This window comes from Candidatus Thermodiscus eudorianus, from assembly GCA_015521085.1.
Classification (GTDB): Archaea; Thermoproteota; Thermoprotei_A; order Sulfolobales; family Acidilobaceae; genus Thermodiscus; species Thermodiscus eudorianus.
This window is the reverse complement of the sequence record WAOW01000005.1, coordinates 332,066-358,590: the sequence shown is the minus strand read 5'-3', so window position 1 is coordinate 358,590 and position 26,525 is coordinate 332,066. Positions and strand designations below refer to the sequence as shown.

Below are 26,525 nucleotides of genomic sequence, written 5' to 3'. Positions count from 1 at the left end.
TTTTCCTGCGCGTGACTGTATGGTAACCTGTATAACTCGTTTATGGTGCCTATCTTTAGTGGGTCGGGTATCCCTTGTCTGGTAGGCTCCTAGCCGTTTTAAGGAGTCTCTCCGAGGCCGAGCTGGGTACTGTGAGGCCCGTTGAAGTATTCGGGGAGAAGATGATCCCCGTCATCGACAGGGGGCCTAGGAAGCTGTTGAACACGGCGTCTCTACTGGTTAACCTAGCCCCACTGAAGAGTAAGCTGAAGACCTTCAACAGGCTGAGCGTGGAGGAGAGGCGGGAGTGGCTGGAGAGGCTGAGTCCCGAGAGCTTGATCAGCGATTTGATCGGGATGTTCGAGTTCCTCCTGCTCGCAGCGTACTATACCGATGAAGGGGAGGCTGGGAAGATAGGTTACAGGAGGAGCAACCGTCTCCCGCCCGTCACCGAGTGTAGACACGTCGAGCTCTCCGCGTCCAAGGGGCCTGGAGAGAGTTATGACGTCGTGGTTGTCGGCAGCGGTGCTGGCGGTGCCGTCGTGGCGTGGAGCCTGTCGAGGGAGGGGTACCGTGTCGCAGTCTTCGAGGCGGGGCCGGAGCCCAGGCTTGAGGAACTGTACGGGGAGCACCCAGTCTACAGGGCTTTGAAGTATTATTGGGATAGTGGATTGACGTTCACCTGGGGAGTCCCTAGCATCAGTCTCCCCTTTGGAAGGGTCTTAGGCGGGACTGTAACCGTCAACTCCGGCACCATGTTCCGGGTCCCCGAGGACGCCTTGGCCGAGTGGAGGAGGGAGACGGGGGTGAACATCGGCCTTGACGAGCTAGGGGAGGCATATAGGATAGTCGAGGAGAGGCTCAATGTAAAGCCCGTCCCCGAGGCCCTCCTAGGCGGTAACGCGATGGTCATGAGGAGGGGCGCCGAGTCCCTAGGGCTCAGCCATGGCCCAGTTCGTAGGCCCATCTCCGGGTGCAGGGGGCTCGGGGAGTGCGCCTTCGGCTGTCCATGTGGTGGTAAGGTTGATATGAGGCTCGGCTTCCTGAGGGAGGCGGTTGAGAACGGGGCCGAGATCTATACCGGCGCCGTCGTCGAGAAGATACTCGTGGGGAATGGCAGGGCTGTCGGCGTGGTTGTTCGTTTAGGGAATGTATCGAGGAGGATCGCGGCTAGAGCCGTGGTTGTCTCTGCTGGCGCACTCAATACTCCAAGGCTGCTGAAGAAGTCCGGGGTCGGGTCTAGGAGCCTGGGGCGCCACCTCCATATACACCCGGCTGCTGGCGTCAGCGCCGTTATGCCGGAGGCCATCTATGGCTGGAGGGGTACCATGCAATCATACTACGTGGACGACCTCCTAGAGGAGCATCACACCCTGCTCCTGGCGACTTTCCCCCCGCCCGGCATTGGGTATAGTGCTGCGAGCCTCCCAATAGGCGAGCTAGCTAACTATCCGAGGCTGGCCTCTATCGGAGTCCAGACCAGTGATTCGTGCGTTGGCAATGTCTTCGGGTTCAGGCTCTTCGGCGTCGCCAGGTACAACCTATGCACGAACGACCTGGAGAAGGTGAAGGCCGGCATCAGGCTGTCGGCCGAGATCCTATTCGCGGCCGGCGCGGAGAAGGTCTATCCACCGTTGAAGAGGGGCCGGGGCGTTAGGAGTCTCTCCGAGCTCGATAGGCTCCTTGAGTCTACAGGGCCCCGGGGCTACAAGCTGAGCGCCTACCACCCCATGAGTACTGCCAGGATGGCTAGCGACCCCGATGCGGGTGTCGTCGACGGGGGTGGTAGGGTTTATGGAGTGGAGAACCTTTACGTGGCTGACGCCTCGGTCCTCCCGTCGACGACCCGGGTGAACCCACAGCTTACAATTAACGCCATTGCACTGATTATTTCGAGGAGTATCTCTAGGGACTTGGGTGGCCCGAGGTGAGGTTCTGGGGTATAGTCAGGGTCTTGGCCCTGCTGGCTTTTCTAGGCTTCGTCATCGTCGGCCTAGTCTTCGCCTTCTCGCCCACGACATTCCCTGGCACGGGCGTGGACAGCGATGCAGCGCTGTGGCACTCTCTGGCTCTCGCATTCATGGCCACTGTATCGATTCTAGCCCTGCTGGTGGCGGTGAACCCGGAGAGGTACTGGGCCATGCTGCTCCCGCTGGGGGTTGGAAAGCTTGTTTCGTCGGTTTCAAGCATGGCCTGGTACGCTAGGTATCCTACAGTCGGGGCCCTGAAGCTGAACTCGATGGTCGACGGCGCTATAGCGCTGGTCTCGCTCGCGCTATACGTGGTGGCTCTCAACAAGTCGAGGAGGTGCTAGTAGAAATCCAATGCCACGATCATTTACCTCCCCATGCCCTCCGAGGGCTTCAAAGGCTTTTCCCCGCGGGGCAGCCTGTTACATGTGGTGGGGCCATGTTATGGCGAGGCTCAGGTTCCGGGTGGAGATAAACGCGCCTGTAGACAGGGTGTTCGGGTTCATCGCGGATGGCGTGAACGCGCCAAAGTGGCATCCATCGATAGTCAGCGCTGAGAGGATAGAAGGCACGGTTCTAGGGGTCGGATCGACTGTCAGGTACCGGGCCAGAGTCGGGCCGCTAGACCTCATCTGGGTGACGAGGGCTGTGGAGTTCGAGTGGAATAGGGGGTTCCGAGACGTCATGGTTAGGGTTGAGAAGGGTCCCCTCGCCTGGTACGAGCTCACAGGCATATTCAAGCCGGGAGGCAGAGGGACCCTCGTGGAGATGGAGCTAGACTACAGGCTTTCATGGGGGCCGATCGGGCCGGTCCTCGACTCCCTCGTGGTTGCTAGGAGGATAAGCGCCCACATGCATGAAGGCCTACAGAAGGCGAAGAAGCTTCTAGAATCTGGGGAATGGTATCCACTGGCTTGATATGGCTTGAGGGTCCCTCCCCAGCCCTTCCAGGTAAGGAAGCCGTAAATTGGGACTGGTAGGGTCGATAGCTTGCGTAGACATGTGTTCGGGGAGAGGCGAAGAAAGTGGGGGTTAGCGGTTCCTCCTCGTCTTGGCGAGGAGAACCAGGAGGGCTATGGCTAGGGCTACGAGTGCTAGGAGGCCGCTCTCCGGTACTGGCTGTGCGTTTAGTACCTGCACGGTTTTCTGGTCTGTGTCGGTGTTGCCGGCTAGATCGTAGACTACTGTTGTGATGTTGTAGGTGCCGTCTTGGTATTTGGTGGTGTCCCATTCATAGGTGTAGGTTGGGTCTGTGGGGTTGTCGGGGTCGACTGTCTTGTTGAATACCAGGGTCCCGTTGATGTATATGGTTACGTATCTTAAGCCTATGGCGTCGCTGGCGTCGACTGTTATGTTGACGGTCCCCGTCAAGTCTTGCCCGTTGCTGGGGGACTGTATGGTTGCGCTGGGGGGAGTGTTGTCTATAGTAATGAATCTTGTAGTCGCGTTAGCGTTGCCGGCCCTGTCTACCGTGTAGATCGTCAGGTTGTACCGCCCATCCTGGTACCTCGTGGTGTCTAGGTTGTAGGTGATGGTTCCTGTGGAGGTGTCGTTCTCTATGAGGGTGCCGTTGAGGTAGATCCTGTACTCCTTCGGGTGCCTGTCGTGGGTTGAGAACTTGACCTGCCTGGTGCCCCTGATGTAGGAGTTGTTGCCTGGAGTGTCTACGATCAGCGAGGGCGGGGTATTGTCTATGGTCACGAGTATCCTGTACTCGGAGGTCTGCCCGTCCTCGTCTACCGCTGTGACTTTGAGCCATAGTGGGCCGTCACTGTAGCTCTTCGTGTTGAGCGTGTAGCTCGTGTAGCCGGTCCTCGTCGTGGATGAGATGACCGTGTTGTTGGCGTAGAGCCTCGCGGTGTCGAGGTTATCGTCGTAGACGTAGTACCTGATCGTCAGGTAGCCGGATACAATGCTGTTGTTGATGGGCTCCGTTATGTTCGCAGAGGGCTTGCTATTCTCGATTTCCACTCCTATGCTAACGATGCTTGTATGGCCTGCGTAGTCGTATGCGATAGCGTATATCGTGTGGTTGCCGTCCTTGAAGATGGACGTATCGATCCTGGCAGAGTTATTGCCCTCGAATAGGATCGCGGCGGGCTGCTCGTCCACAAGGATCACAACCGCCATAACACCATAGTCGTCGCTGTAGGATACGTTAAACCATGCCAAGCCCTTCAAGACGGCGTTGTCGGCTGGAGATGTGATGCTAACTGTCGGGGGAGTAGTGTCGTTCTCTCGCGGCAGGTTTACCAGAGGGGGCCTATAGTATATGGTTGTCGTGTTGTAGACCTCCTCTGGATCCTTGGCGTCACACGACTCAGTAAACACTGGACCATTCGAGTCTCCCCAGTAGTTGTGTGTAGCGTTTACAGCCCCTCCCTGGACTCTGAGGCCGTAGCAGGTGTTGTTCGTCAGCGATGAGTAGTGCATGTAGAGTGTTCCACCGTTCACGTATATCGGCGTGCCAGTGGAATGGTTGGCTACTAGGTTGCCGGTATAGACTGTCCCCCTGTACATTAATGAGAGGAAGTAGCTATTGCTGGAGCTACTCACTGTAGCGTCCAACCCAATATTCGCTAGCCCGAACTCTCCTCCACTACTGCTATAAACGTAGATCATCTTGCCCGTAACATTATTAAACACGACCCCGTCGATGAAAGCACGGCTAGTATAGTATCTTGCATCGAGCAACCCCGCGTACGCTGGATTAGTTATGTTATAGACTCCCCCTCCCGTGACGTATACGAGCGCTCTCTCAATATGCACGCCTGGGACCCCAATAAAGCTGGCATCGTCTATCCTAGCGGACCGGACATCCTTCAAGATCAACACGTTGTCGCTAATCCCGGTTTTGCTGGATGATTCTACGGTCACGTTCTTCCAGTAGACTCGTCTCACCTGTTCCAGGTCGAACTTCTTGCCACTGGCTATCGTCACCCTAGTGTTTACTAGGTCGAACTCTAGGCCTGGATTGCCGGTGTTGCAGTACATCCTGGTGATCTCATGGTTTAGGCTTCCCTCGATGGTCGCGTTCCAGTTTATCACGGAGTTGTATATGCCTATGGACACCTGGGCCGTCGTATCCACTAGCCTATAGGCTGTCCCCTCTATCCTAGTGTTGTTTAGGACTAGTCCCTCTCCAGTGCCCCCGTTTAGCTCGACTTCGAATAATATCAGGCTCGTCTTGGCGTTTATCCTCGAACCTTCTATTGTCAGGGTCGAGCTGTACTCCGTCTTGAATACAGGGGCGTCCTGCCTCTCGTAGGAGTCCAGCGCTCCATTGTCGCTGTAGGGGGCCGTTATGCTAGCGTTCTTGACCGTCATTGTGGAGGAGTAGAGCTGGACCACCCCTGGGTATCCCGTGATGCCGGTATTCTCTGCCTCGACGTGAGACATCACGGCTATTATCTGGCCGAATCCATGTAGGCCTATGGCGGTATCCCTGTAGAGGTATGTTATTGGACGTCCGTCGATCAGGTTGCCCTGTATCTCGTGTAGGGTCTGGCCTATGCTAGAGGGCTTCAACACTATGCCGCCAGGAGAGCTTGCCCCAGACGTTATTCTATTGTCCGTTACCGAGGCTCCCTCGGAGGACTTTAGCAGGATCGAAACTATCTGTCCCTGGAGCGAGTTATCCTTTATCACCAGGCTACTGCTTGCATTGGTGAAGGACGCGACATAGATGCCGTATTTGGCTGGCCCTGTGAGGTTGTTGCCTGTGAGTGTCAGGTTGAGGTTTCCAGCGTTACCGGCGTCGAGGTAGACTATGGAGTCTATGTACCCCGAGGCTATGGTGCTCTCAAGTTTTGAGGCGTTGACCAGCAAATACCTCGGATGCGATAGAGCTAGGACGTATGAGGATGATCGGGGGCTCTCCGTCTCGACCGTCAGGTTTGAGGACTGTATTATAAGCCTGTTATCGTTTACCACCGCCCTGTAACCGGCTGTGACGCTGGAGTGGTATATGGAGAGGGATTGTGGAGGCGATATGTCTGTTGACCCGGCCGCTTTTATCCCCGTGGAGGCGCTTGTGATGTTTGAGTCTGTGATGCTCAGGGTCGAGTACTTGATCGCCTGTACTGCTATCGAGTTGGATACAGTGGACGTGATGGAGGTCTTGTCCATTTCCAGAGTGCTATAGCTTATTAGTAGGGCGTTCGCGAACTGGTAGTCGCTTCCGCCCCATATCTCCGAGTTGTTTAAAGTCACGTCGCTCGCGTTGACCAGAGCTATGCTCCTGGTATATTGCGAGGTTGTCGACGAATTGATCCTCAACCCCTCCAGGTCTATGTTGCGTGAGTCTAGGACTAGGATTGCCGCGTGGAAGACGCTGTTGTTTGTCGTTATGTTGCTAACCTTGATGTCCGAGGACCCCGCTATTACCAGTGGGTTCGGGATGCTCTCTGTGAAGGACATGTTGCCTACCTCGATGTTGCTACAGTTGTATATGAAGATCTGCGCATAGCTTCCCGACAACTTGCTGCTGCTAGAGCCTCTGTAGACTACTATCGGCTTCCCGTCGAGGGATGACTTCACGTTTGACAGGTATAGGTTTACCCTCTCCGACATTCCACCGTCAAAGAAGTTTTTATCGGTCGATATCTCTATGCCCGGGATCTCAGAGTCTGATACGTGTATCTCGGCGCCCTTCACGTCGCCGATGTATATGCCGGGGACTCCCTCCTCTCCGGGTTTCCTGGTCACCGTTAGGTTCTTGATGTGTACCTCTGTGTCTCTGTTGGCTTGATGTATCTTTACGCCACTCTGCTCTCCATAGTAGTAGCCCTGTGTCACGTTGATTATCTTAACGTTGGTTAGGTTGATGCTGAAGTGTTCTTTGAGGGACTCGTACACGTAGACGCCGTCGTTACCCGGGTTCGTTATAGCCGAGTCTATTATGGTCACGTTTGTGTTCTCGGCTTTTATCGACTGCGCGTTTAAGTCCCTGGCGTAGAGTTCAGAGTAGTCCACGTCTATTTTACCTGTGAACGTAGAGTTCGTCACACTAGCGTTCAGGAACACATTATAGCTGCCGGACACCGTTAATGTGCCGCCTGTAACGTTGTGTATTCGTAGGTTGAGCTTCTTGTAGGAGTATACCTTGATTGTATCCGCCTTGGAGCTGGTTAGATTCAATGTTATATTTGAGGGGATTCTAGTAGTGGAGGCAGAGTAGGAGATGAAGATATCGCTCCACCCCGTCAGCTTTCCGTCTAGGAAGTCCACGCCCGTTATACTGAATACCGTGTCGCCCTCGACCTTGATCATATAGTTCTGCGGTACGTTGCCGTCCTCCGACTGGGTCCTCAGACCGTTTACGGAGAGCCTGCCCAGCGTCGCCTCCACTCCGTCAGTCTTTGTATCTACATGGACTAGGATCTTCATGTAGTATCCCTTGTAGGTTATCAGCGCGTTATGGAACTCTAGCCTCGGGGATTCGCCTGAGGCGCTGATGCCTGGTCCGCTGTTGCCGCCTATGTTCTCTAGTGCGGAGTTGTTTATGGTTAGTGTTCCGTTGTCAACGTAGACTGTGTACTTGTATCCGCTCGTAGTATTGATCTTCGAGTTATCGTTGAGGTCTAGTTCTCCCTTTACAGTCACGTTGTACTGAAAATCTTTTGTCTCGTCTAGTATTATGGTAGAGTTCTCTAGGATCAGCTTTCCGCCTGGCTCTATTATTAGGCTTCCTTGTATGGTTAGTACGCGGTTTCGTAGGGTTGTAGTGTTTGCTATAACGAGGTCGCCTGATCCTCCATCCTCTCCGTGTGTTATTAGGAGTGTTGCGGTTAGAGCCAGTGATAGTAGGATGATTAGCTTCATCCACTTATAGTTCATCGATGAGACGCCTCGCTGATATAACTAATTCATTTTATAATAAACTATGTTATAAAGTATTGTGTCGCCTCCTATTTAAGGTTCAGATGCTGCGCCTCAAACCGGCTTTATTAACCCTGATATAAAATCTTTATTAAGACCCATATTACACAATCACCCCCTAATTAAGTCTTGGATCCAGCCTAAAGCCGGTCTATTTCTATATAGAGGAAAACGCCCTCCGGGGTCCACGTATTAACACGGGGCTATGCGGCCCCCAGGGTTTACTGTCGTCGGGGCTAACCTGTCTTGGAGTCTCTCTTGCCTGCGAGGTATTGGGAGAGGTAAGATGTCAGCTCGTTATAGGCCTCGGCTCCCTTCTTTGTGAGAGCGACGATCGACCTCGGGCCCGACTCCGTGATGGTTCTACGGTAGGTCACGAGGCCGTGCCTGTGTAGGTACCGGATGTTTGAGTCTAGATCGCCCCATGACAGGTTTGTGGCCTTCCTAAGCTGGGCCATCGTGAGGGACCCCCTGATGTAGAGTATCGTTGTTATTATGAAGCGCTTGTGGTTGAAGAGTATCTGGGCCTCCCGGGATAGCTGCATGTGAGGGGTCCCTCTATCCGGCATATCTATCCGCCGAGCTCCTCCAGGGCCTTGTATGCGCTGTGCGTCCCGGCGATTAGGTATGATATGAGTAGTAGGCCTATGGCTATGTCGATGGAGCCCATGTATAGTACGAGGGGGGAGGTGGCTAGCATGATTATCGACGCTACTAGGTGTGGGAACGTGTACTCTGACCTCATTAATAGGTAGATTACCAGTAGCAGTACCGCTAGTGGTGGGTACCATGAGACGCTGCTGGCTGAGGGTATGAGTTCTCCTACTAGGTATGAGGCTATCCCTATGCCGAAGAAGATTAGCATGAAGAGTACCAGGGCGTACTTCGACCTTGAAGCCTCCCTTTCTACCCCGAGGCTTCTGACGATCTTTGAGAGGAGTGTGCCGTGTAGGTAGGTTGCTATGAGGACGCCGAGTATAATCCCGCCCGTGTTCCAGTAGTCGGGGTTGCCCCCGAGCATCTCCCCGAGCCCTTTAGCCACTAGGAGGGGGCCTATGACTCCGAGGGAGTATACGTAGAATGAGAATGATGATGCTATGTGGTTTAGGAACTTCCTTATCTTAACGGCTATGGCTGCTACATCGGACATTTCACGGATTAGGGCTTCTCTGTCCTCCTCCAACCCTCCTTCTTCCCCCTGTTAGATCCCTCCAGGGGCTTCTTATTTAGTTTATATGAGGCTCTGAAATTCAGAGTTTCGCCTGGCCCTGGCAGGCCCGTCACCCCGCTAGTATAATATCTCTCACTTGTTTTCATTAATTAGAAAGCTTTATAGCACTCCATGCTATAGGGTTAGAGTGGATCCCCGTATAGCAGGTCGAGCTGGTGGTCGAGTCGCCCGAGCCAGCCGAGAAGCTAGATGTACTGCTGAACACGATAAAGAACAAGGTAAACATCCAGATACTAATGCTACTGAGCATGAGACCCTCGTACACGAGGGAGATAGCGGAGGTACTCCAACAAGACGAGACATCGATATCTAGAAGGCTGAAGCACCTTGAGAAGCTAGGCGTTGTAAGAAGCCGCTGGAAGAGGATAGGCGGTAGGAACGTGAAGATCTACGAGTTAAACATAGAGGGATTCAGTATCAGGTTCGATGGCGGGGCCCTCGAAGTATCATTCTCCAAGGGCGAGACCTATAGAGACGTGGTTAGGCTGAGGAGGAGCATAATCCCAGAATACCAGGACCCCATAGGGAGGGAGGAGGAGCTATACGCGATACACTCCTCTAACGCTCCAATAATACACGTCTGGGGCCTGCCAGGCGTTGGGAAGTCGAGCCTAGTAGCATGGTACATTAGGCGCTATAGAGGGAGCGACCCCGTATACTGGTACACTCCAATCCCTTCAGACACTGGAGAGACGCTGAAGTGGAAGCTATCCCTCCTGGCATCAACGATAACTGGGATGGATGCGAGAAGCATACTTAACAGTGGCGTCGAAACCCTCGCCAGGCTACTGAGCATGCATTCGGCTGTGATAGTGTTCGACGACTTCCACGAGATAGGCAAGGAGCCTAGAGAGTACGCCCTCTCCCTAGCCGAGAAGATCGAGAACCCGGCTAGGGTCTTCATTATATCAAGGTATAGGGAGAAGAAGCTCCCATACTGGAAGGGCAGAGTACTCGACTTAGAGGTCGGGCCCCTACCCCCTGAGGCGACGGCAGAGCTATTAGAGACGCTAGCCAGAGATATAACCATCAACCTGTCGAGGAGTGATGTCGCTAGGATCGCGAAGTCGAGCGGGGGCATACCACTCCTAGTACACGGGATCATAAACCTGTACAAGTCAACGGGACTACCGCTGGACGAGTGCATAAACAGGGCGGTGACCTCATACTACGAGTCGGAGATAGGCGAGATACTCGGCGAGAACGACAAGCTAATACTCGAACTACTGATAGCTAGTGGAGGGACCCTGCCAGCGGAGACGCTATGCGATATACTCGCCCTCAAGCAGATAACCTGCTCCAGGCGGCTAAACGCTCTCAAGAGGCTCGGCTTCATCGAGGTATTGGATGATGAGGTGAAGGTTAGGGAGCGGATAGCCGGCTTGCCAAAAGTAGCCTCTACACACAGGCTGAGGCTCCTGGCGAGGCAAGTGGCCCGGGCCCTAAGCAGGCACCCGGACATAAAACGGAGGATGCAGGGCCTGCTCCTCATGGCAGAGAACTGCTTCATAGACGATATAGTCCCGGTGATCGAGGAACGCCTGCTATATGGTTCGAGCTGGATGACCTGCTGCTTCGGCCTATACCATAGTATAGTCGGGAAGCTCCAGTACTGCAGCGGGTTAACGCTATACCAGCGATCCCTATTCACGATAGAGAAGACTTTGATCGAGGTTTCAACAAACAAGCTAGGCCTCAAAGAAGGAGTCAAGACACTACAGAAACACGTCGAGCGGCTGAGGAGCAAGAAACCACTATACGCCAGGGTAGCTGCCCTCCTCGCAGGCCTGCTCGTGAAAACGGGAAAGATGGACGAGGGAAAGAATCTACTAGACGAGGCGAAGTCCATCTACCAGGAGCTACCCCGGGATCTGAAGAAGGTTATAGAGCCAACAATCCTTGGGAGCGATACCGTTATCGCATTCTACGAGGGCGACCTGGAGAGGGCTCTAAACAACTCGATAAGAGAGGCCCAGATAGAGCTTGAGAAAGAGGACTTCGGTAACTATGCCGTCGCACTGGTCCACATAGCAGTCATACAGAGCTACATGGGGGAGATAAGCGGTCTCAAGAAGACCCTAGCCGAGGTAGAGGAGGTCGCCAGCCTCCTCTACGGCGACTTGAGGGAGCATATAATGGCTCTCGCATCGCCGCTCTTCATATACACTAGCATCGTAGAGAGAGACCTCAGAGGAGCAAGGGCCAGGCTGGCCGAGGCCAAGGAGAACAGGTTCATCGGATACGTCGAAGGCGATATCCAGTGGGAGGAGGCGGTCCTAGACTACCTGGAGGGTGACCTGGATTCGGCGAGAGAGAAGGCGAGACGGATACTGGAGGATCCCCCGGAGGGGATGGTTGGTGACGAGCTGTTGTTGATGAGGGTGATCCTGGGCCAGGAGCCTTCCGAGGAAGAGGTGGCTAAACTCTCCGGTGGAATAATGAAGCTGTATCGCCTATTGAAAGCCCAGGGATAAAGCGGATCCGCCGAGGATGGGGGGGCTACCCGCCGCTTGTAGAGGAGTGGTTCCTGCCTCTAACCCTCTTTTCCAGTCTTCTAACCCTTAGCTCGTTCCCAACCCTGTAGAGTAGGAAGAGGGCAATCCCGGTTTCAAGCAGTGTGAAGACCGGGTCTCCCTGTAGGACCGCGTACAGGTCTAGTAGTAGTGTTCCCGCCAGGTTGAGCGTGTAGAGCCACAGCCAGTTCCTGACAGTGAAGCTGGCGAAGACTAGTAGCATCCCCGCGACTCCCAGTGCCTGTGTCGCATCAATCACTACTCGGTCGCCGGAGTGACTCACTGTTACATTCGACGGGGGATATAAGTGAAGCGTTCGACGAAGGTCTTCGTAGGAGGGTCCCTCTAACGCCCTCTACCATCCTATTCCTCGTGGAGTGGATGGCCTGGTCTCCTATAGAGTAGGATGAATGTGACCGTCGCCGCTAGGACCGTGGGGAAGACGCTTGCGAATGCCGCCTTATAGCCGAGGTAGTCTGCTAGCAGGCCCACGGTTATCGGCGAGATAGTCACTCCGAAGCTGAGCATCGCGTTGTAGATCCCGGTATATGTTCCCTCTAGGCCCTTAGGGGCTATGCTTCCTAGCAATGCCGTTGCCGCTGGGAAAGTCAACGCGCCAGCTAGGCCGAAGAGCAGCATGGAGGCGTAGATCCCTAGTGTATCCTTTGAGAGCCCAGCTAGTAATACCGCTATCCCGGCTAGCGGGTGGCTTACCACTACTAGGAGCCTCCTATCGACAATATCGGCTAGCCTGCCTGTCAGGGGTTGTAGTAGCGAGTAGGTTAGGCTGGCTAGGGCCATTGCAACGGCCAGGTCTCCCAGGCTTAGGCCTAGCTCGCTCGTCATATACCTTGGATAGATGACCACTAGGGCGCCCATCGCGTAGAGGAGTGTGAAGGCGACTAGTCCAAGGCTTATCAGGCGTGGATCCCTGACCGAGGCCCTCTTCTTCGACCGCCTCTCCCCGTAGGCCCTAGTCTCCTTTATAGCAAGCGAGGCTAAAGCCGCTAGAACTGCTAGTACCGCTGATAGTATGAAGGGGGCGTGGATTCCGAGCTTCGCGGAGACCCCTGGCCCCGCGACCGGGCCTAGGCTCATCCCGAGCCCGAAGGAGGCACCGAAGACACCCATGGCCGTGCCCATCGACTCGACCGGCAGCTCCGAGGCTAGTATTGATAGTAGGACTGGCCAGGTGGCTGCAGCCGCTATACCTTGCAGCGTACGCGCCAGCGCTAGCATAATCGTTGACTCGTCCCAGCCAAGCGGGTCTAGGGTTACGTGGAGGCCTAGCGCCTCCGCCACTTCACGGGCGTAGCCTATGAGTAGGACTGACAGGGCTACCCCTAGGCTTCCCCAGAAGACAAACCACTTCCTCCCCAGCCTGTCGGCCAGCCTGGCTAGCGGGATCTGGAATAGGGCTAGGGAGAATCCTCCTAGGGAGAATATGATTCCTATCGAGGTGTTTGGCTTGTCGCCTAGTGGTATCCCTTCTGCCTCGGCTAGGCTTGAGAGCAGTGGGCCCACTATTGATATCGAGAACATTACTGAGAAGGCTACTATCGCTATCGAGAGTAGCAGCTTCCTCAACCAGGCCGCCCCGGGGGACTACAATACGTGCTAGGATATTATAATGTTGTATTGTTATGCGGTTAAAAACCCGAGGGCTTGGAGGAGGATCGAGCCGGCTGGAGGGCTATACCCACCTCTTCTTCCGGTGATACCATTTCACGGTCTTGTAGCTGATCTTCTGGGCGCCCATGCCCAGGTAGAATTCCCTCACGTCCTTGTCTTCTCTAAGGACCTCTGCGGGTCCCTCTGTAGCTATCCTACCGTTCTCCATTATGTAGCCGTAGTCCGCTATCTCTAGGGCTTTCACGGCGTTCTGGTCCGCTAGTAGCATTGTGATGCCCTCGTTGTCGTGCATCATCTTGATGTTCTCGTAGACCTGGGTGACTATCTTAGGCGCCAGGCCAAGGCTCGGCTCGTCGAGGAGCATCAGCTTCGGCTTGGCTAGCAGTGCGAGTCCTATGGCTAGCATCTGCTGCTCCCCGCCGCTCAGGTATCCGGCCCTCCTGTTCCTGTGGACTTTGAGGCGTGGGAAGTACTCGTATACTATGTTGGGGTCCACTATGTTGCCCCATGCGAAGGCGACCGCGTCAATGTTCTCTTGGACTGTGAGCTCCCTGAATATCCTCCTGCCCTCGGCGACGTATACTATGCCTAGCTTGGCTATCCAGTCGGGGTCCTTGTTCTCTATCCTGGTCTTCTCCTCGAAGATTATCTCCCCGCGGGTGACCCTCCCCCTTTCGAGCTTTATAACGCCCGAGATCGCCTTCAGTAGGGTGCTCTTGCCGGCTCCATTGGGTCCTATGAGGGCTGTTATGCTGTTGCTCTTGACCACTAGGTTTAGGTTCTTTATTACAAGTATGAAGGGATGGTACATTATCTCCACGTTCTTCAACTCCACCATGTTCAAATCCAGTGCACCACATGACCCGACACTATAAGATACAATGGGAGGGAAAAAAGGATGTTACAAGAGTGGGCTACGCTAGCCCTGCTGGATGGTTATCTGCGCACAGTTAGCGCCCTTCGGCGGCTCAAAGGGCCCCTTGATCTTGAAGGTGCCATCAGTGTCGAGTACTACGACGTAACTCTTCACGTAGGGCACGTGGTTTCCTGGGCAGAAGCGTAGTACGTCGGCGGTCAGGCCTCCGAAGGAGAACGGCTCCCCGTTGCACGAAGATTCTAGTGCCGCCTTCAGGGCTTCTCCGCCCTTCTGCTGTAGGCTCTGGGAGTCGGTCCTCTCTATGGCCTGCACTAGTAGCCATACGTTGAGGAAGCCCTGGGTGAACCTTAGGTCTATCTTGTCGCTCGGCACGTTGAACATCTTCGCGGCCTCGCGGAGCGTCTCTATCCCCTTGGCTCCTAGGCTGTCGGCGAACATCGGGTATACGAAGGGCGAGACTCCGGCCATCCTGCCGTAGCCCGCCTCGCCTACTAGATCTACTACCCTCTCGTCGAAGCCCCAGACGTTTGCCAGTAGGATGCCGTTGACTCCTAGCTTGTGCATCGCCTTAACGGCTAGGGTACAGCTGCTTATTGTGTTGCCGCACCAGAAGCAGTCGGGGTTCTTGGTCGCCGCGTCGCTGATCACGGTCTCGGCCGTGGACTCTGTAGCCTTCAGTGGCAGGTCGAAGTCTCCGGCCAGGTTTAGGTTCAGCTGTTGGGCCACGCTCTTTATCGCTGGTATTGGGCTGCGGCTGTAGGCTACTTTGTGATCGTATAGTAGTACTAGGTTGCCTCCAGGCTTCTCCTGGGCTAGGAAGCTTAGCCCTGCGCATGCCTGTGTGCTGTAGTCTGGTGCTGGGAAGAAGTTGTAGGGCTTGACAGTAAGCTTCGCCGAGTAGCTGGCGCTTATGTATACTACCTTGTCCTTCGCCACGGTGTCGCTTAGCTTCTCGGTGTCGGCGGTTCCCCACCCGATTATCGCTATAACATGGTATTTCTCTTTGAACTCCTTGTAGAAGGCCTCTGCCTGGTCGGGCTTGTAAGCGTAGTCACGTTTTATGTAGTTTATCTTGACCCTGACACCGTCTTTGGTGTATATGCCTTTCTCGTTGAAGTATTTCAGCGCGGTCTCTGCACCGAGCGAGTATCCTTTGCCTACGTCGCTGGTCGGGCCGGTCTCGTCTACTAGGAGGCCGACGTTTATCGTGATCTCCTTCGCGGGTGCTGCGGTTGTCGTCGTCTCTGCTCCTCCGCCTCCTCCCTTGCCCATGAAGACATAGGCCGCGGCGAGTATGATTATTATTACGAGGATTACGCCTCCTGCGACTTTAAGATCCACTCGATCCCACCCTTCTCCCCTTGAGGAATATATAGTTCGATTTAAATGTGTGCCCACTTCAATATAAAAGAGTTTTTCTACGTGGCGAACATGTACATTACCCTATAATTTATATTAATAAAACATGTGATATTATATAAATATGAAGGAGGGTAATAGACGAACTAATAGCTGTAAGGCCACAGCCGCAGGTACTCCTTTATCCTCCTAAGTATAGCTATGAACCCCTCGGGCTCGATTATAATGAACGAGGCTATAAGGACTCCCAGGACAATGTACTTCGCCGACGAGGCTATTATGTCGAGGCCAGCGCTTATAAGCCACGGGCTCAAGTAGCTCTCCAGGTTCGTCCACCCAGTCTTCAAGAGGAGAACTCCAAGTATACTCCCCCACACAATCCTACCAGGCCCCCCGATCAGCACCATGCCGAGCAGCTCTATCGATGTGAGGAGGGTGAAGCCCTCCCAGCCTATACCGGAGCTGTAGATCGCGTAGAGGCCACCCGCGATCCCGGCGTAGAAGCCTCCTATGGTGAACGCGAGGGCCTTTGTCCTGGTAACGTTTATACCCACTATCTCGGCCGCCACATCGTTGTCCCTGACCGCCTTCATAGCCCTGCCCAGGCTCCCCCTGCCAATGTTGGCCGCCACCACTAGCAGTACCAGGGTGACTATGAGGCTTAGGTAGTAGAGGGGGACCCCCTCGCCGAAGAACACGCCGTTTATCTCCTTGGTCTCGAAGGGCATGCTGATGTACTGCTCCGGGGCTAGGAAGGAGTAGATGTACTCCAGTATGAATTGAGCGGCCAGGCTAGCCATGGCAAGATAGTAGCCCTTGAGCTTGAAGCTGGGGAGGCTCAGTATGAACCCGAGGCCAGCAGCCGCCAGGCCGGCCAAGGGGAGTACCAGTAGCGTGTTGAGCCCCAGCCTCGAAGCCAGGAGCGCGACGGTATAGGCTCCAGCACCCATCAGCGCGCCGTGGGCTAGGCTCACTAGACCAGCCAGCCCCAGCGTTATGTTCAAGCCGACGGTGGCCACTAGGAAGATCATGAACACGATCGCCTGGCTGAGGTAGTAGCCCTTCAAGTATAGTGGAGCGGTGAAGGCTAGTATGAGCCCTATGATGAGGCCCGCATAGTGTATAGGATACCTTAGATGGGCCATGTCAGACCTGTAGGTCTCCTTGAACACTCCAGCAGGCATCCTACACCACCTCTAGATCCTCTCGATCCTCTCCGTCCCGAACAGCCCATAAGGCTTCACAAACAAGACCAGCAAGAGTATGAAGAAGGCGATATCATACCCTATACCCGGCAGGTACTCGCCTAGCAGGAGGCTCCCCAGCTCCTCAGTTATACCCAGGGCTATGCCCCCGACCACTACCCCACCGATACTGTCTAGGCCAGCGATCAGGCTTACGGCCAGCGCCCTTATGGCATAGTATTCAAGTTCTACCGAGACCTGGTTCTTGACGGCCAGGAATATGCCTCCGAAGCCTCCGACGAGGCCTGCTAGCACCCAGCTCAGTACCAGGAGCCTCCTAACCGGTATACCGTACGCGGCCGCCCCGATAACGTCCTCCGCCACAGCCCTCATAGCAGCGCCCAGCCTGGTCCTGTTGTGGAGTATGATTATCGTCGCTAGGACTAGGGTTGTTCCCACGAGCGATACGATGTCGTTCGAGGCCATCTTGATTGCCCCGAACGAGTATACCCTGTAGGGTATTGGTAGCGCGGCCGTGGTGCCTCCTCCTATGGTTAGGGTGACGCCCTTCAACAGGTAGTATACTCCCAGCGTCGCCCCTATCAGGGCGATGGGGTTCCTGCCTAGGAGCGGCCTGGCCACGAGCCTCTCTATAGCCACGCTAGTTATTATGGCTGTGACTATCGCTAGCGTATAGGATACCAGGGGGCCGTACCTGTACGATGCCATTAGCGCGACGTAGGCTGTTAAGAGTACTATAGTGGGGTGGGCGAAGTTTATCGACTTATTGACTCTATAGACTATGTTGTAGCCGAGGGCTATCATCGCGTAGATTATGCCGATTATGGCGCCTCTAAGAGTCGACTGGAGTATAATGCCAACATCCACTATTCTTCACCTCGACACGTCTATTATCTTCACCTTCTTGGTGACCGGCACTCGCCTGCCGTCCTCCAGCTTCATGACGACGGTCAGCTCGTACTCCTCCATTCCCTGGTACATGGCCTCTATGAGTCCCGCGTACCTGGTTTCTATGACCTTCCTCCTCAGCTTCCTCGTCCTAGTCATCTCCTCGTCGTCCGGGTGGAACTCCTTGAAGAGGCTTGCGAACTTCCTGACCCTCATCTTCTCAGGGAGCCTATTGTTAGCCCTGGAAACCTCCCTCTTCAAGAGCCCGAGAACCTCGGGCTTCTGCGATAGGTCGGAGTAGCTCGTGAAGGCTACCCTCCTCCTCTCAGCCCAGCGGGAGACTGTCTCGAAGTCTATGTTGAGTAGCGCCACCAGGTACGGCTTGCCGGAGCCTATTATAGCGGCCTCCCCTATGTAGGGGCTGAACTTCAGCTTGTTCTGGACTATCTGCGGGGCTACGACAGTGCCGTCCTCCAGGACTATTATCTCCTTGGCCCTATCCTTGATCTTGAGGTGGCCGTCCTCGGTGAGCTCGCCCACGTCGCCGGTCTTCAGCCACCCGCCTACTATGGTCTTCCTAGTGGCCTCCTCGTTCTTATAGTATCCCTTCATCAACGCTGGGCTCTTTATGAGTATCTCGCCGTCCTCGGCTATGCGGACCTCTGTCAGTGGAAGCGGCTTGCCCACGGTATCCGCCCTGACGTCGTCGTCCGGGTGCACCACAGCTATACCAGCGACCTCCGTCTGCCCGTAGATCTGCTTGAGGTTTACCCCCAGCGAGTGGTAGTAGAAGATGTAGTCCTCCGCTATCATTGCCCCGCCCGTGTAGGCCCTCTTAACCCTCTTCAGCCCGTTCTTGTCGAGTATGTGCCTGAAGGCCAGCCAGTAGGCTACGTAGTGGAGTATCCTCCAGGGTAGCGTGGGCTTGGACCTGCCCTTGACGAGCCTGGTCTTGGCGGCCCTCTCGCCTATCCACATGGCTATCCTGTAGGCGGCCTTCTTTAGGGGGTCGCTGTCCTCTATCTTGGCCATTATGTCCTTCGCTATCCTCTCCCATATCCTGGGCGGCGCGAATAGGAAGTGGGGTGCTATCTCCCTGAAGTCGTGCCACATGGTGTCCGGCGTCTCTGGGAAGTTCACCCTGAACCCGGAGAGCGTGTGCCATGATATGCTCATCATCTGCTCCCCTATCCAGGCCGTCGGCAGGAAGGAGACGTACTCCCAGTCCTCGCCCACGGGGTCCCAGTCGTTTAGCTGGTAGGCCATGGCGAGCATGCTCTTGTAGGAGAGCATTGCCAGTTTGGGGAGCCCGGTGGTGCCGCTCGTGGTGAAGAGGCCGCATATCATGTCGGGGTCTAGGTCTGCGAGCATCCTCTTTAGAGCCCTGTCGCCGTTGGACTTGTAGGCCTTCCTCCCGATGACTAGTAGGTCGCCGAAGGTTATGATCTTCTTCCCGAGGCTCCCGCGGTACTGGTGGAGGCCCTTAGCCTCGTCGACTATTATCTTGTCAACGTCGACCCCCGAGTCGAGCACTCTATCTAGCTGCTCCTGGCCCTCTACTAGCACGTACCTCGAATCGCTCCTCTCAAGAACATAGGCTACCTCGTCGCTGAGGCTATCTCTGTAGATGCCTATACTGACGCCGCCAGCCGTCTGGACCCCCATCTCGTAGATTATCCAGGCCGGCCTATTGGAGGTCATGAACGCCCCTTTATCGCCCTCCTCAAGGCCCAGCTCCTTCAGGCCCAGCGCGGCCCACGCGACCCTCTCGAAGTAGTCTCTCCAGGTGAACTTGTGCCAGATGCCGTAGCGCTTCCAGCGGAAGGCCGTGCCCCGCGGCGTCTTGACAGCCCTCTCGTAGAGGAGCCATTGGAAGGTTGTCTCGTAGGGCTCCTCGCCCCTCCGGGACTTGACCTCCTCTAGTAGGACCTCGCTCGACAGCATGGTTCCACGCTCCTCTATAACCCTATGAAGGCGTGGAGGACTACCGGGTCCTTTGCTACCTCCTCGGGCTTGCCCTCGGCGATCACCTTCCCGAAGTCCATAACAACCACCCTATTGCATATGTCCATCACGACCTCCAGGTCGTGTTCGACCAGGACGAAGGTTACCCCGCGGGTCTCGTAGATCTCAAGGACAGCCCTCACCAGGTCCTCCTTCTCCTCTCTCGTCAAGCCGGCCATTGGCTCGTCCATGAATATTACTTCCGGGTCCTGGACCATGGCCCTGGCTAGGTCGACCCTCTTCTGGACTCCTGGGGATAGGCTGCCGACTACGTGGTGCCTGTACATGTGTAGGTCTAGTAGGTCTATGACGTGCTCTGTCTTCTCCCTGGCCCACTCCTCCCACTCTTGTACTCCAGGCGTCCATAGGGCGTAGGTTAGAGTGTTGCCCTTCATCCACGGGTGGAGGCCCGTCATTATGTTCTCTACAACGGTCATGCTTAGGAAGAGCTCGCTATGCTGGAATGTCCTGGATATGCCTAGCTTAACCCTCTCATGGGGAGGCATTTTGGTTATGTCCATGTCCTTGAAGTAGACCCGGCCGCTTGAGGGCTTGTAGAAGCCCGATATGACGTTTAGGAGGCTGGTCTTGCCAGCGCCGTTGGGCCCTATTATGCCTAGTATCTCTCCCCGCTCTACGCTTATCGAGACCTCGTCCACCGCCCTTATGCCGCCGAACTTGACGACGACGTCCTCGGTCCTCACCAGGGTCTCCTTCTCGTACTCCTTCTTCTCGTAGAACTCCCCCTTATCCCATATGTGGTCGACTTTAGGAGTCTCCAATCTAAGCTCTAAGGCTCGTCCCCCCAAAAGACCACCGACTAACAACATAGCCTATCCCACTGTAAAAAATCTTCCGATTTAATGAGCGAAATAGTAAAATATTATACAACTGGTAATTGTAATACGGTGTAAGGCCGTGCAACCCAGACCCTGGCACAAAGTCTGGCCCAAAGGCATACCCCACGAACTAGACAGCGAGTTCGAACCAATACACAAGGCCATACTACGCGACAAACCCCCAGAGAAATGCGCGCTAATACAAGCCGAAGACCTGACATGCATCACCTTCAAAAACCTCAAGAAGACGACCGAGTCAATAGCCTCATGGCTCCAGTCCAAAGGCGCAGAAAAGGGTACACAAGTAGCCTTCTCAGCGCGGAACACGATACAAGCCATAGCAGCACTACTAGGCTCGCTAGCAACAGGCGCCAGAACCGTCCTGATAGACCCCCTCACCATAGGCGAGGACCTGGCGATGCAGCTAGAAGGCCGCGAGTTCACAGCCTACATAATGGACAGCGAGTTCTACAGGGAGAACAAGGACGTGATAAAGGAAGCCGGGATACGCCACGTCCTCCTAACAGACCAGACTCCGGGCGAGAAGACGGGAGGCCTAGAGGTGGCAGGCTTCACAGAGGCCCTACTGGCAAGGGGCTACAGCGAGCCCGAGATAGGAGAGCTAGACGACTCCATCGCGCTCTACTACTCCGGCATAGCCGGGAGGACAATGCAGACAATACACCACCACAGAGGCCTATACACGTCGTCAAAGGCGCTGGCACTAATGGCCGGGCTCAGCGAGAAGGACTCCTCACTACTAGTAGCATCTATAACACACGTGCTAGGACTACAGCTCTCACTACTCTCGCCACTCCTAGTAGGAGCAACGGTCGTAGCTATGAGGAGATGGAACAAAAGACTGGCCAAGAGCCTGGTAAGCGAGGGCCTCGCCACGTACATCGCAGGAGCACCACTCATGCACGAACAACTAGTAGCCGAGGCAGACGAAGCAATGCATGGGAAGCTGAGGCTAGGCATCTCAGCGGGTGCACCACTAAAGCCGGAGACCCAAGACCAATACAGGGAGAAGCTCGGGGCACCACTCGTACAAGCCTATGGAATGACCGAGAGCCTCGTCATAACACTCCAGCCGATCCACCTGGCCCACGTGAAGGGCACGCTCGGAATCCCACTACCAAGCGTAGACGTAAAGCTAGTAGACCCCGAGGACCCCGGCAAGGAACTGGGCCCTGGGGAGACAGGCGAGCTCCTAGCCAAGGCCCCATGGATAATGAAAGGCTACGAATACCCCGAGGAGAACGAGAAGGCCTTCGTAGACGGGTGGCTGAGGACCGGAGACCTCATCCACATGGACGAGGACGGGCTACTATACTTTAGAGGCGTCAGGAAGAGGCTGATAAAGTACAAGGCATATGCGATACTACCACGGGATCTGGAAATCATACTAGAGAAACATCCAGCTGTAGCCAGGGCAATCGTATACGGCGAGCCCGACGAGGAGGTAGGCCAGAAGCCGGTTGCGCGGGTCTGGCTGAAGAAGGGTGAGAGGGTATCGGAGGAGGAGCTTATGGAGTACGTCAACTCCCGGGTAGCATTCTACAAGAAGATTAGAAAGATAAACATAGAGGGCTATCTATAGAAGTCATTAATCCTTGTGGTTGTTAATATAATAACATCTATAAACTAATTCTAACAGATAAGTACTATTACAAACTAATATTTAGGCATCTGTACAAAGTTTTCTAATATAAAATCCTACAGGAGATAGCCTAAGGGAGGACTGATAACCATGCAAACGAACAAAGCCAAGATAATAGCCACGGCCTTGATAATAGCGCTCGTGCTTGTAGGAATTGTAGGCGCGCAAGTAACCGTAGCATTGGGTACAAAGGGCCTCGTAACACTTGGCGGTGTAGCTAAGACTAAGAGTGTATGCGGCGATCCATCGCAAGGCCTGCTCTACGTTGTCGGAAACCAATCTAATACCGGGGTAATATACAAGGTGAATAGCCTCGATTCAACCAGGACTGGCTACGCTCAACAGGTTAATTCCACTAGTAGTACAGTGTATGTGGCCTGTAAGGTGGGGCCCGATAACAAGCTATGGGTTGCTGGAGTGCTACCCTCTAGCATAGGATCAATTGTACAGGAGATAAGGATTATCGTCTTTAACATAAATCCAGACGGAACATTGAGTTACATTGGATCGGACTCCATACAAATTAAAGGAGACTATGAGGACCCGATAGATCTGGACGTGATACCTAGTTCGGTTCCAACTCCTAGTGAAACCAGCATATACATACTCTTGTTGGCTTCAATCGACGCGGGCGGTAGGGTATATTTGTATAATATGACAGCCTCGATATCACTAAACCAGGGATTAAATAGTCTCACTTACACTCGGAATATCATTGTCTCGGGAGACGAGGTTTATGATATGGCCGTTACGAAAATAGGTACAACGTATTATGAAGGTGTGTTAGCTAGGATCGGCTATACGCTGCAGCTTCAATTGTACAGGGTTGACGGCGATGGCAGTATAGCGTCTGTTAGCAACGTGTCTATAATCTCTAGCAAGATAACAAGTGATCTTGAGAGCGCTATAGCCAACTATACTAATGGCTTTCTCGTAGCGGCTGGCGGAGACTTATACTATTACAAGTATCTAGACAAGATTGGGTGGGTATTCATCGACAGTACCGATAGTACCTCGCTAACTCCGGTAGCTTATGTAGCAGATTCTTATGATGGAGAGGCGTATGGTATCATTGTAGCTACGGGTTCTAACAGCGGAGCCGCCTATATATTCTCAAACAACAATACCGGGGTCGAATACGACATACTCGTTACAGCCATTGATCTTGTAGCTAAGGGTAGAGCCTACACCGATACCGTCTATTACTCTGGAAAAGTCCTCCGATACAGCGATCCAATAGTCGCGTGGGTCGATGGCGCTACTGGAGACATCGTTAGGGAAGGCACAGAGGGCGCTAGACCCTACTACATATACACAGCTACGGGCGCAGGACCTGGAACCCAGTCTAGCCCCAGCTATGCGCCTTCTGCTGTAGGAAGTAGCGGCTCTGGGATAACTTACTATGATTTGACGCAGGGTGGTTCGGTGCCTTATCCGGTGCCAGAGCCCTGGTATGTGGGCCTCGCAGTGCTTGCTATAGCCTTAGTAGCTGTCATGTATTATGGTAGGAGGCAATCGATGAGTCCTGGAGGCTCTACACCAGCACAGTCCTTTTAATAATAACAATAATCATTATTAAAAAGTGGATTAGGAATTGTGTAGGTTAGGGTCTGCCTCGCTACTTCTTTATGATCTTCCATACGATAACTCCTATTACCAGGATCGTGGCTAGTACTATTCCTGTGAAAGCTATCTCTGGGTAGTGGCCGTATCCTAGTAGGTGCCATGGCATCCTCTTCTCCCTGAAGCCGTGGCAGTCGAAGCAGTATAGTGCCTTGTCTGCTGGCTGTACGCCGTGGTTAACCTGCATGTACCTTACTAGGGTTACCCATTTGCCGTCCCACTCCATCCCTGCTAGCTTCGCCCCGGTCTCTACGGCTTTTGTCACGTTGCCCGTCGCGAATACTATGCCCACCTTCACCGGGACTATGGTCTTCTCGACGCTACTGTAGGGTACTACCGCGTAGTGTAGCTTGAAGGGGTATAGCTTGGAGTTTGGATCGTCCTTTGAGCCTAGGGGCTTCACGTAGATTACCTCGCCCTCCTCGTTGGGCGTCGTCGGGTTGGGCCAGAGGTATACTTGCCTTGTTCCGTTGTACCAGGCGTAGACGGGCTCCACGTTGGACTCCAGGTCTATCTCGGGCTCGTACTTGCCCGCCTTGGGGAGGAACTCGGCTTTGCTCCAGTTCCTCAGGGTGTCGGTCGGGTACTCGCCGTGGGCGATCGTTGGTATGTGGCATACCTGGCATGCGACCTTTTCGGTGTGGAAGGTGTTGAGTATCCATCCCACTACTCCCGTGTGGGGCTTGTCTCCGTGGCAGTCCGTGCAGCTCGGCACGTGTCCGGGCTCCCTGCTCCATGTGTCGGCTGACTTCGTGGGGAAGTGGTGGTCTTCGACCTTGTGGCAGTCTATGCAGCTCAGTCCGTTGGCTAGGTGTACGTCGAAGTCCTCGCTGACCTCTCCTAGCATGTCGGGGCTTAGGTTTGGCCTCTTGTAGTGGGGGCCTCCGCCGCTGAAGGCGTGGCATGCGAGGCAGTTTGTGCTGGTTGGCTTGTCGTAGATGTTGGCGGCCAGGGTCTCGACGCTTATGTCTGGGTTGACCATGTACCTCCAGACGCCGTTCTCGTCCTTGTATACTATCTTGTAGTGGTACTTCACTACGCCCGGGCCCCCGGCCATGTAGACCTTGGGGTCGGCGTGGCATGCAAGGCAGTCTATGTTCTCCAGCTGCTCCTTGGTGGGCTTGTCGCTAGGTATTAGGCCCATGCTCACTCCGTGGCACATGCTGCAGCCGCTTGCTATGAACTTGCCCTTTAGGTCTTTGTACTCTGGGGGTGGGGCTTTGAGGACTGCTTTCCCTATGTAGTTTATGTTCTTGTTTCCTTCCCAGAATATGGCGCCGCAGAAGTCGTTGTAGACGTACTTGCCCCCTACTAGCGCGTTTGTGACCCCGGCTATGTCCGTGTCTAGCCATGCCTCCTGGTAGTGGTAGCTGTGGAATACCTCGTATACATCGTCTCTGTGGCATGATATGCAGGTGCCGCTCCCGTTGTATGATGTTATCCCGGCCTCTTTCCAGAGTTGTGTGTGGTCTACTTTGTGCCTCTCGACTGGCTGGTAGTTGACCTCGTGTTCTCCTCCTGTTAGGACTAGGATCGAGACGGCCAGCAGTATGACTAGGATCACTACGGTGATCGTCCTCCATTCTAGTAGTGTATTCTCTGCCAAGGGGTTAGGCACCCCATTGATACTTGTATATACTCTACATAGACTTATTGTTTAACACCTATATAGCATATATTCTCTTAATGACTAGTATATATAATTTTATCTTTAACCTTGTTAAACACCTTTCAGTAAGAGGCAAGGATTATGAAAACAATGCTAGATATATAGACTGAAGTGCTAGTCTAGTTTAGGATGAGGGTCGGCCGTGGCAAGACTACAACTACCAAAAAGGGGAGACCTCAGGCTAACGCACATCCTCGCAATATTCATGATAGCAGCCGCCGTAACGGGATGGGCGCTCAACACGATACCAAGCCAGACCATAACGCCTCCAGCGTTAAACACTGAACTGAAGGAGATAATCTCGAATAAGACGTGCACAGCAGTAATGTTCTGGAGCCCTACATGCCCGGTTTGCGAGAGAATGCTTCCCCACTGGAAGATCCTGGAGCCCGGAGAAGACGGTATCGGCGTGGCCGACGTAGGGTACAGCGATGCCACGATACAACTCTTCACCATGTACAGGATAACCGGCACGCCGACGTTCCTAGTATTCGACGAGAATGGGGATACTGTATCGAGGCACGTAGGAGCCTTCCCAGGACCAGACCCCGCCAAGGCTATGAAGGATTGGATAGAAGAGTCCTGCTCTAAGGCCTCAAAGGACAACGGGGAGACCTCTAGACTACTCGGCTCGCTACAGACTATATGGCCCGCTGCAATGGTGGTGGCTGGCATAGGCATAGCGTTATCTCCCTGCGTAGCTCCACTAGTAGTGGCGCTTGGAGCCATAGGCAGGGGTGAATCCCCGGTTAGATGCGCGGTCGCATCTACACTGGGCCTGTTTATAGTCGCGGCTGGGGTCTCGATAGCTCTAAGCGTCATAACTGGGATCGTCTTGTGGCTCCGATACGCCGCGTCACTCTTCGCGGTTATGGCCGGGGCCTACATGGTCATGGGAGGGACCCTCCCGCCCGTCAAGACCGGCTCCGTCTCCTGCTTCGGGCTGGGACTCTTGGCCGCGCAGTGCAGCCTCCCCCTGGTGGCCGGGGCCATAGCCCTAGCCGGGTCGCTGGGCGTCACTAGAGCGCTCGCATCATCCATACTCGTAACCTTCGGGGCTGGTATAGGCCTCGCAACCCTCTACAGCGCTGGAGGGTTCTTGTCGAGGCTGACCTCAAACTATAAGCTCAGCCAGCAGATCGCGGGGGCGGTCCTAGCCGCGGCGGGCGTCATAATCCTCTGGGGGTGGTAGG

The 26,525-nt window shown here is 54.5% G+C and carries 19 protein-coding genes; 7 read left to right on the top strand and 12 right to left on the bottom strand.

What is annotated here, in order from left to right:
• The first annotated feature begins 74 nt into the window (after positions 1–74).
• The 3 genes from F7C38_05055 (at position 75) to F7C38_05045 (ending at position 2,867) form a co-directional block, all read left to right on the top strand.
• On the top strand, positions 75–1,910 hold the full coding sequence (locus tag F7C38_05055) for a GMC family oxidoreductase (protein ID MCE4600916.1): 1,836 nt from the start codon (positions 75–77) through the stop codon (positions 1,908–1,910).
• Positions 1,907–2,293 (top strand): hypothetical protein, encoded by a 387-nt coding sequence (locus F7C38_05050; GenBank protein MCE4600915.1) that lies wholly within the window; start codon positions 1,907–1,909, stop codon positions 2,291–2,293. Before F7C38_05055 ends, F7C38_05050 begins: the two co-directional genes overlap by 4 nt.
• A 100-nt stretch (positions 2,294–2,393) precedes the next feature.
• Positions 2,394–2,867, top strand: coding sequence for an SRPBCC family protein (locus F7C38_05045; GenBank protein ID MCE4600914.1), 474 nt, complete (start codon positions 2,394–2,396; stop codon positions 2,865–2,867).
• 114 nt (positions 2,868–2,981) lie between these two features.
• On the opposite strand, the gene F7C38_05040 is transcribed toward F7C38_05045, so the two are convergent.
• The 3 genes from F7C38_05040 to F7C38_05030 all read right to left on the bottom strand — a co-directional run bounded on the left by F7C38_05040 (position 2,982) and on the right by F7C38_05030 (position 9,012).
• Positions 2,982–7,787 carry an Ig-like domain-containing protein gene (locus tag F7C38_05040; protein MCE4600913.1) on the bottom strand — a complete coding sequence of 1,602 codons (4,806 nt, stop codon included), beginning with the start codon at positions 7,785–7,787 and terminating at the stop codon, positions 2,982–2,984.
• A 278-nt stretch (positions 7,788–8,065) separates the two neighbouring features.
• On the bottom strand, positions 8,066–8,374 hold the full coding sequence (locus tag F7C38_05035; GenBank protein MCE4600912.1) for a MarR family winged helix-turn-helix transcriptional regulator: 309 nt from the start codon (positions 8,372–8,374) through the stop codon (positions 8,066–8,068).
• Between the two features lie 26 nt (positions 8,375–8,400).
• Positions 8,401–9,012 (bottom strand): hypothetical protein, encoded by a 612-nt coding sequence (locus F7C38_05030; protein MCE4600911.1) that lies wholly within the window; start codon positions 9,010–9,012, stop codon positions 8,401–8,403.
• A 203-nt stretch (positions 9,013–9,215) separates the two neighbouring features.
• On the opposite strand from F7C38_05030, the gene F7C38_05025 reads away from it, so the two are divergent.
• Positions 9,216–11,534, top strand: a complete 2,319-nt coding sequence (locus F7C38_05025; protein ID MCE4600910.1) for an ArsR family transcriptional regulator — start codon at positions 9,216–9,218, stop codon at positions 11,532–11,534.
• A gap of 25 nt (positions 11,535–11,559) precedes the next feature.
• Here the strand turns inward: F7C38_05025 and F7C38_05020 are convergent, their stop codons facing one another.
• The 8 genes from F7C38_05020 to F7C38_04985 form a co-directional block, all read right to left on the bottom strand.
• A complete protein-coding gene (locus F7C38_05020; GenBank protein ID MCE4600909.1) occupies positions 11,560–11,832 on the bottom strand; it encodes a hypothetical protein in 273 nt (90 codons plus the stop codon).
• 104 nt (positions 11,833–11,936) lie between these two features.
• The gene (locus F7C38_05015; GenBank protein ID MCE4600908.1) at positions 11,937–13,160 is read right to left on the bottom strand and encodes an MFS transporter; all 1,224 of its coding nucleotides are present in this window, start codon (positions 13,158–13,160) and stop codon (positions 11,937–11,939) included.
• Between the two features lie 106 nt (positions 13,161–13,266).
• Positions 13,267–14,043: an ABC transporter ATP-binding protein gene (locus F7C38_05010; protein MCE4600907.1), complete on the bottom strand. Its 777-nt coding sequence runs from the start codon at positions 14,041–14,043 to the stop codon at positions 13,267–13,269.
• Between the two features lie 81 nt (positions 14,044–14,124).
• Positions 14,125–15,423 carry an ABC transporter substrate-binding protein gene (locus F7C38_05005; GenBank protein ID MCE4600906.1) on the bottom strand — a complete coding sequence of 433 codons (1,299 nt, stop codon included), beginning with the start codon at positions 15,421–15,423 and terminating at the stop codon, positions 14,125–14,127.
• Positions 15,424–15,587: 164 nt separating this feature from the next.
• A complete protein-coding gene (locus tag F7C38_05000; GenBank protein MCE4600905.1) occupies positions 15,588–16,625 on the bottom strand; it encodes a branched-chain amino acid ABC transporter permease in 1,038 nt (345 codons plus the stop codon).
• A gap of 12 nt (positions 16,626–16,637) precedes the next feature.
• Positions 16,638–17,513 (bottom strand): branched-chain amino acid ABC transporter permease, encoded by an 876-nt coding sequence (locus F7C38_04995; protein MCE4600904.1) that lies wholly within the window; start codon positions 17,511–17,513, stop codon positions 16,638–16,640.
• Positions 17,514–17,519: 6 nt separating this feature from the next.
• Positions 17,520–19,478 carry an AMP-binding protein gene (locus tag F7C38_04990; GenBank protein MCE4600903.1) on the bottom strand — a complete coding sequence of 653 codons (1,959 nt, stop codon included), beginning with the start codon at positions 19,476–19,478 and terminating at the stop codon, positions 17,520–17,522.
• Between the two features lie 14 nt (positions 19,479–19,492).
• Positions 19,493–20,320, bottom strand: coding sequence for an ABC transporter ATP-binding protein (locus tag F7C38_04985; GenBank protein ID MCE4600902.1), 828 nt, complete (start codon positions 20,318–20,320; stop codon positions 19,493–19,495).
• Between the two features lie 136 nt (positions 20,321–20,456).
• Between F7C38_04985 and F7C38_04980 the strand changes: the two genes are divergently transcribed.
• Together F7C38_04980 and F7C38_04975 are read left to right on the top strand one after the other, a co-directional pair.
• Positions 20,457–21,980, top strand: coding sequence for an acyl--CoA ligase (locus F7C38_04980; GenBank protein MCE4600901.1), 1,524 nt, complete (start codon positions 20,457–20,459; stop codon positions 21,978–21,980).
• Between the two features lie 150 nt (positions 21,981–22,130).
• Complete coding sequence (locus F7C38_04975; GenBank protein ID MCE4600900.1) at positions 22,131–23,597, top strand: hypothetical protein; 1,467 nt, start codon at positions 22,131–22,133, stop codon at positions 23,595–23,597.
• A gap of 61 nt (positions 23,598–23,658) precedes the next feature.
• Here F7C38_04975 and F7C38_04970 read toward each other — a convergent pair whose 3' ends face one another.
• Complete coding sequence (locus tag F7C38_04970; GenBank protein ID MCE4600899.1) at positions 23,659–25,269, bottom strand: hypothetical protein; 1,611 nt, start codon at positions 25,267–25,269, stop codon at positions 23,659–23,661.
• Positions 25,270–25,474: 205 nt separating this feature from the next.
• Here F7C38_04970 and F7C38_04965 point away from each other — a divergent pair, with 205 nt between their 5' ends.
• Positions 25,475–26,524 (top strand): thioredoxin domain-containing protein, encoded by a 1,050-nt coding sequence (locus F7C38_04965; protein MCE4600898.1) that lies wholly within the window; start codon positions 25,475–25,477, stop codon positions 26,522–26,524.
• Position 26,525: the final 1 nt, after the last annotated feature.

Coding starts and splice junctions, on each gene's coding strand:
- F7C38_05045 (MCE4600914.1), top strand. CDS start 2,394: ATGGCGAGGCTCAGGTTCCGGGTGGAGATAAACGCGCCTGTAGACAGG.
- F7C38_05040 (MCE4600913.1), bottom strand. CDS start 7,787: ATGAACTATAAGTGGATGAAGCTAATCATCCTACTATCACTGGCTCTA.
- F7C38_05035 (MCE4600912.1), bottom strand. CDS start 8,374: ATGCAGCTATCCCGGGAGGCCCAGATACTCTTCAACCACAAGCGCTTC.
- F7C38_05010 (MCE4600907.1), bottom strand. CDS start 14,043: ATGGTGGAGTTGAAGAACGTGGAGATAATGTACCATCCCTTCATACTT.
- F7C38_05000 (MCE4600905.1), bottom strand. CDS start 16,625: ATGCCTGCTGGAGTGTTCAAGGAGACCTACAGGTCTGACATGGCCCAT.
- F7C38_04990 (MCE4600903.1), bottom strand. CDS start 19,478: ATGCTGTCGAGCGAGGTCCTACTAGAGGAGGTCAAGTCCCGGAGGGGC.
- F7C38_04975 (MCE4600900.1), top strand. CDS start 22,131: ATGCAAACGAACAAAGCCAAGATAATAGCCACGGCCTTGATAATAGCG.